We start from the raw sequence: 18,352 nt of genomic DNA on the forward strand, positions 1-18,352 counted from the left end.
GGGAGGCTCCGACCCGGCCTCCCACCGCCCAAACGGCCGAACAAATGGAGACCTCATGAGCACGGACACGAGCACCAGCACCCCCACAGCCGGAATGCACGTCGCCGACAGCCACGACACCATCCGTGTCCAGGGCGCGCGGGAGAACAACCTCAAGGACGTCAGCCTGGAACTGCCCAAGCGCCGGCTGACGGTCTTTACGGGAGTCTCCGGGTCAGGGAAAAGCTCGCTGGTGTTCGCGACCATCGCCGCGGAGTCGCAGCGGCTGATCAACGAAACGTACAGCGCGTTCGTGCAGGGGTTCATGCCCAGCCTGGCCCGTCCCGACGTGGACCGGCTGGAGGGCCTGACGACGGCGATCATCGTGGACCAGGAACGGATGGGCGCCAACCCGCGCTCCACGGTGGGCACCGCCACGGACGCGAACGCCATGCTGCGCATCCTGTTCAGCCGGCTGGGGAAGCCCTACGTGGGCCCGCCCACCGCCTTCTCCTTCAACGTCCCCACCCGCAAGGCCAGCGGCGTGATGAGCACGGAGAAGGGCGGCCGCGTGGAGAAGAGCGTCGTCCAGCAGGTGACGTACCTGGGCGGGATGTGCCCGCGCTGCGAGGGCATGGGCAACATCAGCGACATCGACCGGACGGCCCTCTACGACGATTCCAGGTCCCTTAACGAGGGCGCCCTGACCGTGCCGGGCTACTCCATGGACGGCTGGTACGGGCGTTTGTTCGAGGGGATGGGCCTGCCGATGGACAAGCCCATCGCGTCCTTCACCAAGAGGCAGCTGGACACCATGCTGTACGCCGAGCCCACCAAGATCAAGGTGGAAGGCGTCAACCTCACGTTCGAGGGCATCATCCCCAAGATCCAGAAATCCATGCTGTCCAAGGACGTGGAGGCCATGCAGCCGCACGTCCGCCGCTTCGTGGAGCGGGCGGTCACGTTCGACACCTGCCCGGAGTGCAAGGGCACGCGGCTGACGCCGGAGGCGCTGTCCTCGAAGATCAAGGGCAAGAACATCGCGGACCTCTGCAGCATGCAGATCAGCGACCTCGCCGAATGGATCCGCGACCTGGACGAGCCCTCCGTCCGGCCGCTGCTCGCCGGGCTCCGGGACCTGCTGGACTCCTTCGCGGAGATTGGCTTGGGCTACCTGTCCCTTGAACGGCCCGCCGGCACCCTCTCCGGCGGCGAGGCGCAGCGCACCAAGATGATCCGCCACCTGGGCTCTTCCCTCACCGACGTCACCTACGTCTTCGATGAGCCCACCATCGGCCTGCACCCGCACGACATCGAGCGGATGAACAACCTCCTGGTGCAGCTGCGCGACAAAGGCAACACCGTCCTGGTGGTGGAGCACAAACCCGAGACCATCGCCATTGCCGACCACGTCGTCGACCTCGGACCGCTGGCCGGCTCCGGCGGCGGCGAGGTCGTCTACGAGGGCGACGTCGACGGGCTGCGTTCCAGCGACACCGTCACCGGGCGGCACATCGGCTACCGGGCCCGGCTCAAGGAGTCAGTCCGCACAACGGCCGGGGCGCTGGAAATCCGCGGCGCGTCCACCAACAACCTGCGCAACGTGGACGTCGACGTGCCGCTGGGCGTCCTGTGCGTGGTCACCGGCGTGGCTGGCTCCGGCAAGAGCTCGCTCATCCACGGCTCACTCGCGAAACGCGAAGGCGTCATCACCATCGACCAGGGCGCCATCAAGGGCTCCCGGCGCAGCAACCCGGCCACCTACACCGGGCTCCTGGAACCCGTCCGCAAGGCCTTCGCCAAGGCCAACGGGGTCAAGCCGGCACTCTTCAGCTCCAACTCTGAGGGCGCCTGCCCCACCTGCAACGGCGCCGGCGTGATCTTCACCGAACTCGGCGTAATGGCCACGGTGGAATCCACCTGCGAGGACTGCGAGGGCCGCCGGTTCCAGGCCGCCGTGCTGGAGTACACGCTGGACGGCCGCAACATCGCCGAAGTGCTGGCAATGTCCGTCGAGGAGGCACTGGCCTACTTCAGCCAGGGCGAAGCCAAGACACCGGCCGCCCACAAAATCCTGGAGCGGTTGGCGGACGTGGGCCTCGGCTACATCACGCTTGGCCAGCCCCTCACCGCCCTGTCCGGCGGCGAGCGCCAGCGGCTGAAGCTGGCGACGCAGATGGCGGAGAAGGGCGACGTCTACATCCTGGACGAGCCCACCACGGGCCTGCACCTTGCCGACGTCGAGAACCTGCTGGGCCTGCTGGACCGCCTGGTGGAGTCGGGCAAGTCAGTGATCGTCATTGAGCACCACCAGGCCGTGATGGCGCACGCCGACTGGATCATCGACATCGGACCCGGAGCAGGGCACGACGGCGGCAGGATCGTTTTCCAGGGCACCCCGGCTGACCTTGTGGCCAAGCGGGCCACGCTGACCGGGCAGCACCTGGCCACCTACGTGGGGCCGTAGTCCGCTCCCGCGCGCAACCGCCTACGGTGGAGGCATGGCCGAAAACTACCGCTACGACGTCGAGATCCTGCACCTGCTGGTGTCCCCCGGGCATGCCTACTTTGGCCGTGCCCGGGACGGGTCCGCCGCCGTGCCCACGGTGGACGCGGAAGAGGCTGAGGTGGTGGCGGGCAAGGGCATCGTGGGAGACCGCTTCTTCGGCAAGGCGGCCCACATGGATGCCGCTGTGACGTTGTTCGCCGTCGAATCCCTGGAGGCGATCGCCGCCGAGCTGGGGGCCGGGCCCTTCGATCCGCTGCTGACCCGGCGGAACGTGGTGCTCCGCGGGGCGCAACTGGCTCCCCTGCTGGGGCAGGACTTCGTGGTGGAGTCGGGCGGCTCGGCGGTAACGCTGCACGCCGGGCGGCACGCCCAGCCGTGCGCGTGGATGGACGGGATGCTCGCCCCGGGCGCCCACGCCGCGATGCGCGGGCGCGGGGGCATCCGCTGCCGCGCCCTGTCCGGCGGCTTCCTGCACCGCGGCCCGGCAGTCCTGGTCAGCCCGGTACCGCTGGACCCCTTGCAGGCCGGCGTGCCCACCGTGCTGCGCCCGTCGCGGCTGCCCTAACGCTCCGGCGGGCAGCCTCCCAAACCAGCCCAACTTTGGCACCTTTTCGTGCCCGGTGCTGGTGACTATCCCGGCTGCCAGGCAAAAACTGGGCCAGTGTGGGCGAACTATCCAGGCACGGGTCAGTCCAGCCGCACGCCCCGGAGCAGCACGAGCGTTCCGCCCACCACTGCCGCCGAGGCAAGGAAGACGCCGGCGGTGCCAAGGCCCGCCGCGACAACGCCGATGGCGCTGGGCAGCACCACTTGGCCCATCCGGTTCCCCGCAAGCCGCAGGGCAAGGGCCCGCCCGCGCTGCCCTGCCGGAGCCTGCGACGAAAGCCAGGACATGGTGAGGGGCTGGCCGATGCCAAGCCCCAGTCCGAGCAGCGCCATAACGACGAACAGCAGCCACGCCGGCATGGGGATTGCGGCGGCCGCCAAGGCGGCGGTGGACAGGGCAAGGCTGACCACCAGCAGCCGCATGCGGCCGATCTTCCGGGCAATCCGCCCCAGCAGGATCCGGGAGGCCATGGAGAACACGGCCCGGACGGTCAGCATGGCGCCGACGGTTGCGGCGGTGAATCCGCGGTCGGCGCCAAGCGCGGGAAGGTAGACCATGGTGAGGTCCACGACGGCAAGGACAGTGGCGCTGGTGGCCAGGGCTCTGGCTACCCCGGGGGCCCTCAACAGCCCAAGGGCGCTGCCTTTACCGCCAACTGCGGCAACTGCCTTCTTCTTTCCTCCCCCGAATTTCGCCGCGATGACGAAGGTTGTTGCGAACAGCACCAGGCTCATGCAGACCGAAAGGAAGAAGATGGCCTGGGTATCGGGGCGGACAGAAGCGCCGCCCACGAGCGAAATTGCCAGCGGCCCCAAAGCCTGCCCCAGGGACGCCGCGAACGTCAGGTAGCCAAAGGCGGAGTCCAACCGGGTTGCGGCGGCGTTGTTGGCCACCACAGCCTGCTGCCCCACCACGCAGGCAAGCTGTCCCGCGCCCAGCAGCGCCGTTCCGGCCACCAGCGCCACGATCGATGAACCCCACAGCAGCAGAAACGCGGAGCACAGCAGAACGACGGCGGACCCGGCCGCCATCAGCCTGCGTTCACCCAGGCGGTCCACCAGGCTGCCCGTGGGGACGGCGAGCAGCAGGGGAAAGACGGCATAACTGGCGGCGAGCAGCCCCAGGGCGAAGCTGGGAACGTCCAGCTCCAGCGCACGGTAAGTGGCGGCCGGCCGGACAAGGAAGGTGACGGCCTGGATCAGGGTGGAGTGGATCAGCAGGGCTGTGGCGGAGCGGCGTCCAAGTTCCCCGATCACGGGATGGCCAGGCCGTTGCCGGTGATGGTGCGCAGGGCGGCGTCCCGGGCACCCATCACGTGGTCAAAGGCGACCTTGGCGGCCTTCTCTGGTTTGCCGGCCGCCACAGCATCCACCAGCGTCCGGTGCTGGTCCAGGGCCTGGTCCCGCCGCTCCTGGGTGCTGTTGGTGAAGTGGCGGTACCGTTCCATCTGGCTGGAAATCTGCTCGTGGAAGCGGCGGGCCCAGGAATTCCCGGCGATGTCCGCGATTTTGGCATGCAGGGCCATGCCCTGCTGCATGGCGTCATCGGCAAATTCCACCATGGCGGCGTTGCGCGCAAGGATGCCCCGGAGCGCTTCAATATCGGCCTCTGTCGCCTTGATGCAGGCGTTCCGCGCCATGAGGGACTCCATGGCAGCCCGTACCTCATAGAGTTCGGATATTGCGGCCTCGTCCAGCCCCGGCACCACCACGCCGCCGGTTGGCTGCTGCTCCAGCAGGCTCTCGGAAATGAGCCGCCGCACCGCTTCACGCAGGGGTGTTCGGCTCACCTGGAGCGCTGCGGCCATTGCCGGTTCGTAGATACGCTCCCCCGGCTTGAGCTCCAGGGTGAGGATACGGCGCTTCAGTTCGGCGTAGACAACGTGGGCTCCGGTGTTCCGAGCCGGTGATTCTGGCATTGGTGCGACCTCCATCCAGAATCATACATGTATACATCTATACAGCAGACTGGGGGAATTGCAGCCGGCGAGCGGGCCCTGGCAGTTGCCAGCGCGCGGGAAAGCAGTTAACTTAGTTTCTCCGGAGGGGAGTATCCCCCACTCCGTCCATCGTCAGTACGTAGGCCCCAGCGCCTTCCGGTGGACAGGCCAGCTTATGGCCCGGGAGAGACCTCCAGTTGGTAACTACTGGCTGGAAGCAGGTGCTCCATGAGTATTCCCCTGTGGATGTGGTTCGCTGTCATCGGATTCATCCTCCTCATGCTCGTCGTCGACCTCGTCGCCCACCGGCATGCGCACGTCATTTCCGTACGTGAAGCGGCGGCATGGTCAACGCTGTGGGTGCTGTGCGGCGTCGCGTTCGGCGGCCTTGTCTGGGTGATGTACGGCGCGGAGTTCGGGCAGCAGTACTTCGCGGGCTACCTCATCGAAAAGTCGCTGGCGGTGGACAACGTGTTCGTCTGGGCGATCATCTTCACCTTCTTCGCCGTCCCGCGCGAGTACCAGCACCGGGTCCTGTTCTTCGGCGTCCTGGGGGCGCTGGTGTTCCGCGGCCTGTTCATCGCGGCCGGATCGGCGATCATCGCCAGTGCAGGCTGGGTCCTCTACCTGTTCGCCGCTTTCCTGCTTTTCACCGGGTACCGGATGCTCAAACAGCGAAACGAGCACATCGACCCGGAGAAATCGCGGGCCCTGAGGCTGTTCCGGCGGCATGTGCCGATGACGGACGCATTCCATGGCCAGCGGCTCCTCATCAGGCGGAGCGGTGTCCTGCTCGCCACTCCCCTGCTGGCGGTCCTTGTCCTGGTGGAGGTCACGGACATCATCTTCGCCGTCGACTCCATCCCCGCCATTTTCGCCGTGACAGACGAGGTCTTCCTGGTGTTCACGGCCAACGCCTTTGCCATCCTGGGCCTGCGCGCCATGTACTTCCTGCTGGCGGACCTCATCCACCGGTTCGTGTACCTGAAGGCCGGCCTGGCGCTGGTGCTCGTTTGGGTGGGCATCAAGATGGCGCTCAAGATCGACGTCTACTACATCCCGACGCCGGTCTCCCTCGCTGTCATCACCGCCATCCTTGGGGTCTCCATCGCCGCGAGCCTGATCGCCACCCGCGGCCAGGCGCGGCAAGAGCCGCCCGCGCCGGCAGTACCGCCTTTCCGCAATGCCACAGCGGAGGAGCTCGAAGCGCTGCAGCCGTTGTGGGGCAGGAGCTCCCGGCTTCAGGGCAAGGAGGACGTCCCGCCCGCCGAAGAGTCCGTCCGGTAGCCGCTGCCAGGTAGGCAAAAGACGCAGCGGGGACAGCAGGCGCGGCACAGGGGCTTGCTGTCCCCGCTGTTTGCCCGCATAATCTACATCGTTGTAGGAAAACTGTGGCTGGCGGTTTAGGCGAAGAGGAGTGGCGTGACGAATGCAAGGACGACCTCCTTCCCGCTGGACCGGATCCGGCTCCTGGACAGCAGGTTCCGGCAGGCGCAGGAGACCTCCGTCCGCTACATCCTGTCCCTCGACGCCGACCGGCTGTTCGCACCCTATCTGCACGAGGCCGGACTGGAGTCCGCCGCGGAACCCTACGGCAACTGGGAATCGGACGGCCTGCGCGGCCACATCGGCGGACACTACCTGTCCGGCTGCGCCAAGCTGTATGCAGCGACCGGCAACCCGGAACTCCTGGCGAAGGTGCGCGCCGCCGTCGTAATCCTCGGAACCTGCCAGGCCGCGCACGGTGACGGCTACGTGGGTGGGGTGCCCCAAGGCCGGGACCTCGGCAAGGAACTGGCCCGCGGTGAGGTGGATGCAGACCTGTTCACGCTCAATGGCCGGTGGGTTCCGCTGTACAACCTGCACAAAACGCTGGCAGGGCTGCTGGACGCCCACGTGTTCGCTGGGTCTACGGAAGCGCTGGACGTTGCCGCCGGTCTGGCGGGCTGGTGGTTGCGGGTCTCGGCGCACCTCGGTAATGACGCGTTCGAGGAAGTTCTCCACGCCGAATTCGGCGGCATGAACGAGGCCTTTGCCATTCTGTGGGAGCTGACCGGCCGGGAGGAGTACCTCCGGGAGGCCCGGCGCTTCTCGCACCGTGCACTGCTGGATCCGCTGGCTGCCGGGCAGGACCTGCTCGACGGCCTGCACGCGAACACCCAGATCCAGAAGGTGGTGGGTTACGCGCGGCTGGCCGGCCCGACGGATGACGCGGATTTAGCACATGCGTGCGATATCTTCTGGGAGTCAGTAGTGTCCCGGCGGTCGGTGTCCATCGGCGGGAACAGCGTACGCGAGCACTTCCATCCGGCATCGGATTTCTCCCCGATGGTCCAGGACCCGCAGGGACCGGAAACCTGCAACACGTACAACATGCTCAAGCTGGCCAAGCTGCGCTTTGAGGCCCTTGGTCACGCGGCCGCCATGGACTTCTATGAACGGGCCACGTACAACCACATCCTGTCCTCGCAGCACCCCGGGACGGGCGGGCTGGTGTACTTCACGCCCATGCGGCCGGGGCATTACCGCGTGTACTCGCGGGCGCAGGAGTCCATGTGGTGCTGTGTGGGGTCCGGCCTGGAGAACCACGCCCGCTATGGGGAGCTGATCTACAGCCGCGCCGGGAATGACCTCCTGGTCAACCTGTACATCCCGTCCACCCTCGACTGGCAGGAGTACGGCCTGCGCGTGCGGCTGGAAACCGGGTTTCCGTTCTCCGACCACGTGGCCCTGGTTGTCAGCGCGGAAGCACCGGTGGAGGCAACCATCCGGCTCCGCCGGCCCTCCTGGGCTGCGGATATGGAGGTCGACGCCGGTACAGGGCCGGGCGGGAGCGCGGACGACGACGGCGAGTACGTGAGCATCAGCCGCACCTGGCAGGGCACCTCAACTGTGCTCATCCGGCTGCGGGCCCATTTCGCTGCCGAGGCCCTGCCGGACGGGTCCCCCTGGATCTCGTTCCGGTACGGCCCCGTGGTGCTGGGTGCCCGGGCTGGAACCGGAGATGCCCCCGTATTTGAGGCGCCGGATGAACGGATGGGGCACGTCGCCTCCGGACCCATGCTGCCGCTCAGCCAGGCTCCCGTGGTGCCGGACTGCGGTGCCATCAGGCTGGTGGACCGGGAGGCGCTGCGTGCCCAAATCGACGTGGTGGACGCATCCGGGCGCGCGGGCACTGTGTTGCTGGAGCCGTTCGCCGGCATCCACGACGAGCGCTACACCGTCTACTGGCCAACGGGCGATCCCACCCGGCGGTCCGCCGAACGGCGGCTCCTGGACCAGGCCGCCGCGGAACGCACGGCGGTGGTGGACGAGGTCATGGCCGGGGAACAACAGCCCGAATCCGACCACGGCTTCGCCGGGAAGTCCACACGCGCCGGCGGCGGGGACGGGCTGCACTGGCGCAGTGCCACCGGGTGGTTCTCCTACGTCCTCTGGGACCCTGGGCAGGAGGCGGGAACCCTGCGCGTCCGGTTTCGGGCTGCCGAAGGGCGCGGCCATCAGCTGCGGCTGAACGGCGCAGTGCTGGACCGGCCCGCGCTGGAGCGCCAGGACGGCGACACGGTGGTGCTCGACTACCAAATTCCGGCGGCCTCCCCCGGCAACGAAGCAGACGGACGGTTGGTCTTCAGTGTCCACGCCCTGCCCGGCCGCACGTCCGGCGATCTGCTCTCCGTTGCGTTGCTCCGGCGGGGAGCCTGACCCTGGGATCCGCCCAGCCGGAGTTGCCCGCTTTGGTGCGTCCCGACGTCGTACTGCTGCGCCGGATGCTGCGGAACCGCCGTCGCACGTTTAAGGATGGCCGTGCCGCAGATCCGTTCCCCCGGAAATCTGCGGCACGGCGGCTGTGGCCTGCTACCCGATCGGGGCAGGCGGCTGTTCCCCGCTGAGCACGGCGAGTGCGTTGTCCGCGGCGAGCATCGCCATGGCGGTGCGCGTCTCCACGGTGGCAGAGCCCAGGTGCGGCAGCAGGACCACGTTGTCGAGGTCCAGCAGCCCGGGATGCACCGTCGGCTCCTGCTCGTAGACATCGAGGCCGGCTCCCGCGATGACGCCGTCGCGCAGTGCGGTTGCAAGCGCCGCTTCGTCGACGATAGGTCCGCGGGCTGTGTTGACCAGGTACGCCGAGTCCTTCATCGCTGCCAGCTGCTCCGCACCGATCAGGTGGTGTGTGGCAGGTCCGTAGGGGCAGTGCAGCGAAACGACGTCGGAGACGGCCAGCAGCTCGTCGAGGTCCACCCGCCGGGCACCCAGCTCAGATGCAATGGCGGGATCAATTTCACTGCGGGACTGGTAGACAATTTCCATGCCGAAGGCCTTGGCACGGCGTGCGGTGGCCTGGCCGATGCCGCCCATGCCGACCACGCCGAGGGTCTTGCCCTTGAGGCTGCTGCCGAGGAGGAAGAACATGCCCCACTTCCAGGCCTCGCCGGAGCGGATGAGCCGTTCGCCCTCGCCGAGCCGGCGCGTGGCCATGAGGATGAGGCTGAGCGCGATGTCCGCTGTGGCGTCGATGAGCACGCCCGGGGTGTTGGTGGCCACGACGCCCCGCTCTGTGCAGGCCGGGACGTTGATGTTGTCGTAGCCGACGGCTACGTTGGCGACGACTTTGAGCTGCGGGCCGGCGGCGTCGAGCAGTTCGGCGTCGATGCGTTCGGTGAGCAGGCTGACGACGGCGTCTGCGCCGGCGACCCGGCGCAGCAGTTCCTCACGGCTGATGGATTCCGGGCCTGCCCAGGCGTCGACCTCATGCTCGGCGCGGAGTTTCTCGAGTGCTGGTTCGGGGATACGTCCCGTGACGACGACGCGGCTCATGCGGTTTCGATCCATTCCCGCAGGCGGCCGAGGCCTTCGCGGATGTCCGGAACGTCGATGCCCGAGTACGCGAGCCGAATGTACTGCCGGTCTTCGCCGGGCTGGCGGCGGCCGAAGTGCTCACGGGTACAGAAGGAGACGCCGGTCTTGTACAGGGCCTCGGTGGCGAAATCGCCCACTGCAGTGAAGCCCATGCGCTCCATGGCGTCCGTGACGTCCGGGAACAGGTAGAACGTGGACTGCGGGACGGCGACGTGCATGCCGGGGATGCCGTTCAGGAGTTCACAGGCTGCATCCCGGCGTGTTTTCAGGATGTCGAGCATCTGCTGCACCGGTTCCTGGGGGCCGCGGAGTGCTTCGATGCCGGCCCACTGCACGTAGTGCGTGGTGCAGGACTCATCGTTGGTGTTGAGCGTGCTGAGCACCTTGGCAATCTCGACCGGGGCGACGGCGCAACCCAGCCGGGAGCCCGTCATGGCGAACTTCTTGCTGAAGGTGTAGAGGATCACGGTGCGCTCTGCCATGCCAGGCAGGGACGCAATCGAGTGGGAAACCCCTTCGTAGCGGGTCTCGAAGTACGCCTCGTCGGAGAGCACCCAGAGATCGTGCTCGATGGCGATTTGAGCGATGGCCTCGCGTTCTGCGGCAGTGGACTCAGCAGAAATCGGGTTCTGCAAGTCGTTGTAGATGATGGCGACCGTGTTAGGGGTGATCGATGCACGGATCTGGTCGAGGTCGATGGCAAAGCCCGTGGAGGTGGGCACGTAGCGGTAGGCAACGGACGTGCCGCCGAGGTATTCGATCTGCGATTCGTAGATGGGGAAGCCGGGGTTCGGGTAGAGCACTTCCTGGCCGGGGTTCATGACCGCCTGGAGGAACTTGGTGATGACGGGCTTGCCGCCGGTCATGACCACCACGTTGTCCGGTGAGAACTGGATGCCGCGGCGCGAGCCGAGGTCATCGGCGAGGGCCTCCCGCAGCTGCGGAATGCCGGGGCCCGGGCAGTAGCCCGTGTAGCCGTCCGCAATAGCCTTGTTCATCGCCTCGACGATGTGCGGGGCGGTAGGGATGTTAATATCGCCGAGATGGAACGGGTATACCCGGTTCCCCTGCGCCTTCCAGGACGCGGCGGCCTGCGCGACGCTGAAGGCGGTCTCGGTGCCCAGCCGGTCGAGCCGGTGTGCGAGTTGCTGCATGCTGTTCCACTCCTCATCGAGTTGATAATCGGTACTGCCGATCCCTGGCTAATATATCAGAATGCGAGCTTTGATATATAGACCTGCTCGAAAATTTATGGATACGCAGGCAGCGGCAGGGAAGGGAGCGCCTGCCGGCGGAACGACGGCGGCGCTCCCCTCTAGTGGCCAGCTTTCCTCGGGCGTGCCTAGGCGGACGTAACCGGGAACCGTTCCCAGACCCGGTGGGCTGCCAGCAGCCCGGTCAATTCCGTGACCAAGGCTTCAGCGTTCTCCCCGGTAACGATCCCGGGTGCATCCTCGGGTATGCCCGTGGCCGTCAAGACATCCGCGCTGGTGGCCAAGGAGCCAATGGCCTTGGCATGACGGAACGCTTCGGTAAGCAGCAGGACCGCCCGTGGATCCAGTGCGCTCCCGGGGGTTCCGGCTTTCGCGTCGAGTCCAGGTTCGGCGTCGGGTGCCGGTGCGGCAGAAGCCGCAACGATGACGGCGTCGAACTCGGTGGAGCGGGCGGTGAGGTACGTCCGTTGCACGGGAACCCCGCCGTCGTTCCCTGTTCCCAGGAAGCCGCCCTGGGGGGCGATGACCAGGGGGACGATGCCCTGGGCGTCCAGCGCCTTTCGTGCTGCGTTCACGGCAGCCAGGTCGCTGTCCTCATCGGCGAGAATCCCGACGATGCGGCCAGCAACGGGCCAGGTTTTGCCCACCTGTGACAGGGCGGGGCTGGGATCGGATTCCGGAACCTGCTCTGTGGCCTGCGGGGCGGGCACGCCCAGGCCTTTGGCCACTGCTGCGCACAGGCCGGCGTCCACGTTGGCCAGGGCTGCAAGCTGCCGTTCGCGGATGGACTTTTCGTAGCACTTGCCGAGCTCGAAGGTGTAGGCCTGGATCACGTGGTCCTGCTCCACCGGGCTCAGGCTGCGGAAGAAGAGGCTCACCTGGCTGTAGTGGTCATCGAAGGATGCCGGGTTCTTCCGCTCCTTGATGGCGGCAGCCACTTCCTCCGGCACGTCGATAAAAGCACCAAGATCCTGTCCAGCGAGGAAGGGGCAGCCGCCGTCGAGCGAGTTGGGTTGGTAGGGAGCCACTCCGCCGTGGACCGCCTGCTGGTGCATGCCGTCCCGCAGCATGTCATTCACCGGGGCTTGCGGGCGGTTGATGGGGATCTGGCCGAAGTTGGGCCCGCCCAGCCGGGAGATCTGGGTGTCAAGGTATGAGAAGAGTCGCACCTGGAGCAGGGGATCATTGGTGACGTCGATCCCGGGGACGAGGTGGCCGGGGTGGAACGCCACCTGTTCGGTTTCGGCGAAGAAGTTGGTGGGATTGGCGTTGAGGGTCATGACGCCGATGGGCTGGACGGGAGCCAGTTCTTCGGGAACGAACTTGGTGGGGTCCAGCAGGTCGATGCCTTCAAACATCTGGTCCTCGGTGTCCGGGAAGGTCTGGACGCCGAGCTCCCACTCTGGGTAGGCGCCGGCTTCGATGGCGTCGGCGAGGTCCCGGCGGTGGAAGTCCGGGTCCATGCCGTTGATGATCTGCGCTTCTTCCCACACCAGTGAGTGGACGCCCTGCTTTGGCTTCCAGTGGAACTTCACCAGGGTGGTGCGGCCTTCGGCGTTGATGAACCGGAAGGTGTGGACGCCGAAGCCTTCCATGGTCCGGTAGGAACGCGGGATTCCCCGGTCGGACATGTTCCACATCGTGTGCGCCTGGGCCTCGGTGTGCAGGGAGACAAAATCCCAGAACGTGTCATGGGCACTCTGCGCCTGGGGAATTTCCCGGTCCGGGTGCGGCTTCGCGGCGTGAACGATGTCCGGGAACTTGATGCCGTCCTGGACGAAGAAGACGGGGATGTTGTTGCCCACCAGATCGTACGTGCCCTCATCCGTGTAGAACTTGGTGGAAAAGCCCCGGGTGTCGCGGACCGTGTCAGCAGAACCACGGGAACCCAGCACGGTGGAAAAGCGGACAAAGACCGGGGTCTCCACGTCCTTGGCCAGGAAGCCCGCGCGGGTGATGTTTGCAGCAGTGCCGTAGGAACGGAAGACACCGTGGGCCCCGGCGCCCCGGGCATGCACCACGCGCTCGGGAATGCGCTCGTGGTCAAAGTGCGTGATCTTCTCCCGCAGGTGGTGGTCCTGCAGCAGGATTGGGCCGCGCGAACCGGCCTTCAAGGAGTGGTCGGTGTCGCGAACTCGCAACCCCTGGGCGGTAGTCAGGTACTGACCGGACTGGGCCCGTGCCGTGGCCGGCGCCCCTGTTGGGCTTCCAGTAGGCGAGACCGCTTCAGGTCCTCGCTGGTCCGGCTTTGGCGGCAGCGGCTCCCGCGGAGTTGTCGGTTCCCCCAGGCTGGCGGGCTCGCTGGCGGGGACGCCGGGGATGTGGATGTTGCTCTCTTCTGGCACGAATTCTTCTCCTCAGGATGGGAAATCTGGCAGTCCGCTGTCGAAACCAAGATACTAAGCGTGCTTAGTACCCTAGGCAACGATGCTTCATGCCACAAATCCTTCACACGAACCGGCAAACGCGGCCCGGTGGCGAGCCTTCCTGTCATGGAACGGGTTCCTGCGTAAATACGTCTGCAACGGACTCGTCGAACGGGTCCGGACCGTGCTCAGAGCGGGAAGGATCGAGTACCCGGTACTCGTGAGTTTCAATACGCGGTGAGTTGTACTGGTATCTGTACTCGAGCACTGACCAAATGCCGCTGCGAAGTGCCGGGTGCGGTGGCTAGACAAGTTGAAGGAGGACGATCAGGATGACCCCACGCGAAGCACGCGTCCCCGAGGTCAGGGTCGGGGAGGACGAGCTGGCGCAGTACGAAGCTTCAGGGCGGTTGAGACCGCGTCCATGGCCTGTTGGCCCGAGTGAGAGCTACGGGAAAGTGGACTTTGATGACGGCGATGGAAAGACCGTCCTCACCGCCTACGTACAGCACCAACCGGAAGAAGGCTACGTCCTGCACATCGAGCACCTAACCGCACCGCTGCGGGTGGATGGTACGCTCCTTCGCCTGAACCCGGTCCCTCACGTTGACACGGACGCCACGGACTTCCGCCGAATCACCGCTGCCCGTACGGCTGCTGCGAAGGCCGAGGCCGAGCTAGAAGCCGCCGTCCGGGCTGCCCGCGCGAAGGGCGACTCCTGGGAGGCTATCGGCGCTGCCCTCGGCACGTCCGCCCGAACTGCGCAGGAGCGTTTCGGCCACGCCACCTAGATGTATTGACCACGGAGGTTAGGAACACGCGGCGTGGTTAGGTGACAAAAAGAAGACCTCCAGGCGGCGGACCTGGGTCAGCTCGCGCAAGAATGGATCGTCTAGGTCACAACTAAATCATGCTGCTACCTGGCGGAGGAGATATCAGATGTAAGGAGTCCCACGCCTCTTTATCCCACTGTTTCCGCGTGGTATTTTGACCGTTCCACCGCGCTAACAAGAAGCGATTCAAGGAGGAGGCCGAGTCATGAGTGATACCAATTCCGCCCGCGCGGACGTGGATGTCGTGGACATCCTGACCGCTGACCACCAGGACATGATTGCACTGATTGGTCAGATCCACACCGCGCCGGATGTAAGCCAGCGCAGGGACCTTGCGGACACCCTGATTGCAGAGGTCATGCGCCATGCCGTGGCGGAGGAAATGTACGTTTACCCCGCCATTGAGGACCACGTGCCCAACGGCAAGGAGGAAGTTGAGCACGACAAGAAGGAGCACGACGACATCGTCAAACTGATGAAACAGCTGGAGAAAGCCGAGCCATCAGATGCCTCCTTCATGGATCTTGTTCGCGAGCTTGAAGGACAGCTAACGCATCACGCCGGTGACGAGGAGTCGGATCAGTTCCCGAAGCTGCGCCAGCACATCCCGCGGGAGAAGCTCGTGGCCATGGGTGAGAAGGTAGGAAAAGCGAAAAAGCTGGCGCCCACCCGCCCGCACCCAAGCGCGCCCCATTCGGAGCTGTTCCACAAGACGATTGGCCCGGGCGTTGGGATGGTGGACCGGTTACTGGACAAGCTCACAGGCAGGAACACGAGCGCGTAGGGCATGCCGAGTGGAGTGCGTGGTTTTGTACAGCCTCGCTGACGGCATCGCCGTTACGTGTTTACGAGACGTACCCCGCCATCAGGCTAGTTCGAAGCCTTCCACGCTAATGGCGGCGGGCTCATCGCCCTGGGGGGCCGTTTTTGGCTGAAGATCGGCCGGCGCCCCGATGGGGATCTGCAAGTCCCGGGAGGAAGCTAAACGGTTATTGGCGGGGATCCGTTCGTCGCGGAGGGGTTAGCCCAGCCGCGCTTTTTGGAGTGGGGAGGCTTTTCACTTTAACTAGCGGTAGGTTGCGCAGCATGCTTCCTGCGTCTTGGCTGGCGCCAGTCAATGTCCGGATCAAACATAGACGCTCCATCGCTTGCGCCCGAAACTGATCAATCGGGCCCTATTCTGACTAGATTTCTGAGCAGAACCTGACGTCAGGTTAGGGTGTGCTCTAAGCGGAGGATATTCCGCCCGTCTGCCAGGTTTCCGGACTTAACGAGTTCAGGCGGTAACGGTGTGGGCTCGACCAAACGAGGCCCCAACAGTGATTCAAAAGGCAGGAAAGGTCGCAGTCGAATACGCTTCGACTTACCCTTACCAGAGGCTACTGGCTTCGCTTGGGGGAGGCCACCCGTTCTTTGCCTCTTCGGCGCCTCCGCTCAGGTAGATAGACGGGAACGATGAATCCGGGCTCCCCATTGCCCCAGCAATGCCACAACAACTATCAGGGCTCCGGAAACGATCAAAGCAGGGCCGGCTCCGGCGCCGGCAAGCAGCGCGCCAAGAGCCGCCCCAAGAAGAAGCACAACAATCGCAGCACTTCTCCTGTTCAGCAATCCCTTGTGCCCCGTTACGAGGAAAAGCTCACCCGACAACGCGGTTAAGGTGGAGGTGACGACCACGGTTGTCATTTCCCGGACCGCGAGCTTTCGGGCTACACATGCCTGAATTCCCATAGCAGCTGCCGCCAATGAAGAGATGATCACTCGGACGTCGGTGGTGAGGTTATTATCGACCAGGGAGGCTAGGGCCCCGACGGAGCAAAGAAGGAGCCCTGCGACAAGCAGCAGCACCGTGATTGGCAGGCGCCATTCCGCAGATCGTTTTCTCAGTACCAGCCCGGTCACCGCGGCGCCGATTGAGAAACACACCATCGCTGTCAGAGGACCTAGCACTGGAAGGCCATCTGCTCCCGCCATGGCCATGCCCAGTATCACCACGTTCCCCGTCATGTTTCCGATGAAGACGTGGTCAAGGGCGAGATAACCGACTGCATCGACGATCCCAGTCCCAAAAGTCAGGACCATTAGTAGCCCAAGCAACTGCACATTCCAGCGCTTCTCGGCCAGGACCTGTGCTTCGTCTGCTTGATTACCAAGTCCGGCATTGGGTGCGGCAGATGGGGTATATGGGGATGTGGTCATTTTTGAATCTCCTGAATGATTCTGAAGGGCTGCAGCCTGGCGGGAGGTGTGACCGTCGTTAACCGAAGCGTCGCATGCGTGTAGAACAGGGTTGCATCCGAGCCATTCAGGAAGTCGATGGACGCTCCGATGTTGACGAGGACGACGGCGGCAGTTGTGCACCCGCCGTCGTGAGCCGTTCGGCTTGCTGCCTGGCATTTTTGGCGCGGCGCTCAGCCTTCAAGCTTGGAATCTTCGCCCAGACGGTGCCATGAACGGTTGTGGTAGACCAGAGCGTCGCCGGGTTCGCCCGCTTGGACGTCACGCATCACGCGGGACTCTAGGGCGTGAACGGCGATGATTGTGGAGGTCCCCATCTCCGTGCGATTGATGACGGCGCAGCGCACCCAGGCGCGGACATCGTCATACACCGCTTCGCCGGTTGCAAGGGCCGACCAGCGGTGCGTCTGGTCAAAGCGGTCGGCGCCGGGGGTCGCTCCAAACTTCGCCAAGTGGACGTCGTGCGCGTCCAGCAGGTGCACGACGACGGTTTCGGCGCGCGAAAGCACCTCGGACGCAGAGGACAGTGCCGAGACCGAGAAAATCAGCAACGGAGGTTCCACACTCACTGACACGACCGACGATACCGTCAGTGCCACCGGTCCTTCGCCGGCATCCGCCGTGATGACGGCGACTCCTCCTGGGTGGCCACGGAACAGTGCCTTGAATTCGTCGGCCGAGAGGGAGGGCGGGAAGCTTTGCTTCGGAGCTTCGAGCCAAGTGTCTGCGGGGTAGGCGTGAAACATCGCTATGACACCCTGGGTGCGGAGCGGTCAAGTTCCTCGCGAATGATGTTCGTCCCTGCGCTGAGAGCACTCAGCTTGGCCAGTGCGACGTCCCGGGGGAACGGTGCCATGCCGCAGTTAGAGCTGGGTATGAGCTTGTCCGCATCAACGAACTGCAGGGCCTTGCGGAGGGTGTTGGCGACGTCCTCCGGGGTCTCGATGGTCTCGCTTGCGACGTCGATTGCCCCGAGCATGACTTTCTTGCCGCGGAGGAGCTCGATGAGGTCCATGGGCACGTGGGAGTTCTGGCATTCCAGCGAGATGATATCGATGCTGGAGCTCTGCAGCAGCGGGAACGATTCCTCGTACTGCCGCCACTGTGAGCCGAGCGTCGCCTTCCAGTCAGTATTCGCCTTGATCCCGTAGCCGTAGCAGATATGCACGGCGGTCTCCGCACGCAGCCCTTCTGCCGCTCTCTCAAGCGCAGCCACGCCCCAGTCCTTGACCTCATCGAGGAAGACATTGAACGCGGGCTCGTCGAACTGGATGATGTCCACGCCGGCCGCCTCTAGTTCTTTCGCCTCCTGGTTCAGGATCGTGGCGAACTCCCAGGCCAGCTTCTCGCGGCTCTTGTAGTGGTCATCGTAGAGCGTGTCCACCATCGTCATTGGACCGGGAAGAGTCCATTTGATCGGCCGGTCGGTGGCTGCGCGGAGGAACTTCGCGTCTCCGACGAATACCGGCCGCTCGCGGCGCACCGCTCCGACGACGGTCGGCACGCTCGCGTCGTAGCGATCGCGGATGCGCACGGTCTTGCGCTGTTCAAAGTCGACCCCGCTGAGATGCTCGATGAAGGTCGTGACGAAGTGCTGGCGGGTTTGCTCGCCGTCGCTGACGATGTCGATGCCGCGTCGGCTCTGCTCGTGGATGGCGATGCGCAGAGCATCCTGCTTGCCCTCGATCAGCGCATCTCCCTCCAGCTTCCAAGGGGACCAAAGAGTCTCCGGCTGTGCGAGCCACGAAGGTTTCGGCAGGCTTCCGACAACGGTGGTGGGCAAAAGTGTGTTCATGATTGACGATTCTCC

General features: G+C 65.2%; 14 protein-coding genes. 6 read left to right on the forward strand and 8 right to left on the reverse strand.

The window, feature by feature from the left end; genetic code table 11:
* Nucleotides 1-55 precede the first annotated feature (55 nt).
* A complete protein-coding gene (locus AC5RT3_RS12780) occupies nucleotides 56-2,446 on the forward strand; it encodes an ATP-binding cassette domain-containing protein (protein WP_494124345.1) in 2,391 nt (796 codons plus the stop codon).
* A gap of 34 nt (nucleotides 2,447-2,480) precedes the next feature.
* Nucleotides 2,481-3,053 (forward strand): MOSC domain-containing protein, encoded by a 573-nt coding sequence (locus tag AC5RT3_RS12785; RefSeq protein ID WP_494124346.1) that lies wholly within the window; start codon nucleotides 2,481-2,483, stop codon nucleotides 3,051-3,053.
* Between the two features lie 122 nt (nucleotides 3,054-3,175).
* Here the strand turns inward: AC5RT3_RS12785 and AC5RT3_RS12790 are convergent, their stop codons facing one another.
* Nucleotides 3,176-4,351 (reverse strand): MFS transporter, encoded by a 1,176-nt coding sequence (locus tag AC5RT3_RS12790; protein WP_494011273.1) that lies wholly within the window; start codon nucleotides 4,349-4,351, stop codon nucleotides 3,176-3,178.
* On the reverse strand, nucleotides 4,348-5,013 hold the full coding sequence (locus AC5RT3_RS12795) for a GntR family transcriptional regulator (protein WP_494011274.1): 666 nt from the start codon (nucleotides 5,011-5,013) through the stop codon (nucleotides 4,348-4,350). Before AC5RT3_RS12795 ends, AC5RT3_RS12790 begins: the two co-directional genes overlap by 4 nt.
* 249 nt (nucleotides 5,014-5,262) lie before the next feature.
* Here AC5RT3_RS12795 and AC5RT3_RS12800 point away from each other — a divergent pair, with 249 nt between their 5' ends.
* Together AC5RT3_RS12800 and AC5RT3_RS12805 are read left to right on the forward strand one after the other, a co-directional pair.
* Nucleotides 5,263-6,321, forward strand: coding sequence for a TerC family protein (locus AC5RT3_RS12800; RefSeq protein ID WP_494011275.1), 1,059 nt, complete (start codon nucleotides 5,263-5,265; stop codon nucleotides 6,319-6,321).
* A 135-nt stretch (nucleotides 6,322-6,456) separates the two neighbouring features.
* Nucleotides 6,457-8,736, forward strand: coding sequence for a beta-L-arabinofuranosidase domain-containing protein (locus AC5RT3_RS12805; protein ID WP_494124347.1), 2,280 nt, complete (start codon nucleotides 6,457-6,459; stop codon nucleotides 8,734-8,736).
* A 153-nt stretch (nucleotides 8,737-8,889) separates the two neighbouring features.
* Here AC5RT3_RS12805 and AC5RT3_RS12810 read toward each other — a convergent pair whose 3' ends face one another.
* The 3 genes from AC5RT3_RS12810 to AC5RT3_RS12820 form a co-directional block, all read right to left on the reverse strand.
* Nucleotides 8,890-9,849 carry a 2-hydroxyacid dehydrogenase gene (locus AC5RT3_RS12810; RefSeq protein WP_494103612.1) on the reverse strand — a complete coding sequence of 320 codons (960 nt, stop codon included), beginning with the start codon at nucleotides 9,847-9,849 and terminating at the stop codon, nucleotides 8,890-8,892.
* Nucleotides 9,846-11,045 (reverse strand): pyridoxal phosphate-dependent aminotransferase, encoded by a 1,200-nt coding sequence (locus AC5RT3_RS12815; RefSeq protein WP_494052759.1) that lies wholly within the window; start codon nucleotides 11,043-11,045, stop codon nucleotides 9,846-9,848. Before AC5RT3_RS12815 ends, AC5RT3_RS12810 begins: the two co-directional genes overlap by 4 nt.
* 188 nt (nucleotides 11,046-11,233) lie before the next feature.
* The gene (locus AC5RT3_RS12820) at nucleotides 11,234-13,450 is read right to left on the reverse strand and encodes a catalase (protein ID WP_494011279.1); all 2,217 of its coding nucleotides are present in this window, start codon (nucleotides 13,448-13,450) and stop codon (nucleotides 11,234-11,236) included.
* A gap of 353 nt (nucleotides 13,451-13,803) precedes the next feature.
* Between AC5RT3_RS12820 and AC5RT3_RS12825 the strand changes: the two genes are divergently transcribed.
* Nucleotides 13,804-14,262 carry a hypothetical protein gene (locus AC5RT3_RS12825; RefSeq protein WP_494011280.1) on the forward strand — a complete coding sequence of 153 codons (459 nt, stop codon included), beginning with the start codon at nucleotides 13,804-13,806 and terminating at the stop codon, nucleotides 14,260-14,262.
* Nucleotides 14,263-14,509: 247 nt separating this feature from the next.
* On the forward strand, nucleotides 14,510-15,088 hold the full coding sequence (locus tag AC5RT3_RS12830) for a hemerythrin domain-containing protein (protein ID WP_494011281.1): 579 nt from the start codon (nucleotides 14,510-14,512) through the stop codon (nucleotides 15,086-15,088).
* Between the two features lie 650 nt (nucleotides 15,089-15,738).
* Here the strand turns inward: AC5RT3_RS12830 and AC5RT3_RS12835 are convergent.
* The 3 genes from AC5RT3_RS12835 to AC5RT3_RS12845 form a co-directional block, all read right to left on the reverse strand.
* Nucleotides 15,739-16,503 carry a YoaK family protein gene (locus AC5RT3_RS12835; protein WP_494011282.1) on the reverse strand — a complete coding sequence of 255 codons (765 nt, stop codon included), beginning with the start codon at nucleotides 16,501-16,503 and terminating at the stop codon, nucleotides 15,739-15,741.
* A gap of 212 nt (nucleotides 16,504-16,715) precedes the next feature.
* Nucleotides 16,716-17,288, reverse strand: coding sequence for a flavin reductase family protein (locus AC5RT3_RS12840; RefSeq protein ID WP_494011283.1), 573 nt, complete (start codon nucleotides 17,286-17,288; stop codon nucleotides 16,716-16,718).
* A 2-nt stretch (nucleotides 17,289-17,290) separates the two neighbouring features.
* Nucleotides 17,291-18,337: a methionine synthase gene (locus tag AC5RT3_RS12845; RefSeq protein ID WP_494011284.1), complete on the reverse strand. Its 1,047-nt coding sequence runs from the start codon at nucleotides 18,335-18,337 to the stop codon at nucleotides 17,291-17,293.
* Nucleotides 18,338-18,352 lie beyond the last annotated feature (15 nt).

Source organism: Arthrobacter sp. Y3221159 (genome assembly GCF_059089885.1).

Bases quoted from the DNA above. Each gene is read 5' to 3' on its own strand.
- AC5RT3_RS12780 (WP_494124345.1), top strand. From the start codon at position 56: ATGAGCACGGACACGAGCACCAGCACCCCCACAGCCGGAATGCACGTC.
- AC5RT3_RS12785 (WP_494124346.1), top strand. From the start codon at position 2,481: ATGGCCGAAAACTACCGCTACGACGTCGAGATCCTGCACCTGCTGGTG.
- AC5RT3_RS12795 (WP_494011274.1), bottom strand. From the start codon at position 5,013: ATGCCAGAATCACCGGCTCGGAACACCGGAGCCCACGTTGTCTACGCC.
- AC5RT3_RS12800 (WP_494011275.1), top strand. From the start codon at position 5,263: ATGAGTATTCCCCTGTGGATGTGGTTCGCTGTCATCGGATTCATCCTC.
- AC5RT3_RS12810 (WP_494103612.1), bottom strand. From the start codon at position 9,849: ATGAGCCGCGTCGTCGTCACGGGACGTATCCCCGAACCAGCACTCGAG.
- AC5RT3_RS12815 (WP_494052759.1), bottom strand. From the start codon at position 11,045: ATGCAGCAACTCGCACACCGGCTCGACCGGCTGGGCACCGAGACCGCC.
- AC5RT3_RS12825 (WP_494011280.1), top strand. From the start codon at position 13,804: ATGACCCCACGCGAAGCACGCGTCCCCGAGGTCAGGGTCGGGGAGGAC.
- AC5RT3_RS12830 (WP_494011281.1), top strand. From the start codon at position 14,510: ATGAGTGATACCAATTCCGCCCGCGCGGACGTGGATGTCGTGGACATC.
- AC5RT3_RS12835 (WP_494011282.1), bottom strand. From the start codon at position 16,503: ATGACCACATCCCCATATACCCCATCTGCCGCACCCAATGCCGGACTT.
- AC5RT3_RS12840 (WP_494011283.1), bottom strand. From the start codon at position 17,288: ATGTTTCACGCCTACCCCGCAGACACTTGGCTCGAAGCTCCGAAGCAA.
- AC5RT3_RS12845 (WP_494011284.1), bottom strand. From the start codon at position 18,337: ATGAACACACTTTTGCCCACCACCGTTGTCGGAAGCCTGCCGAAACCT.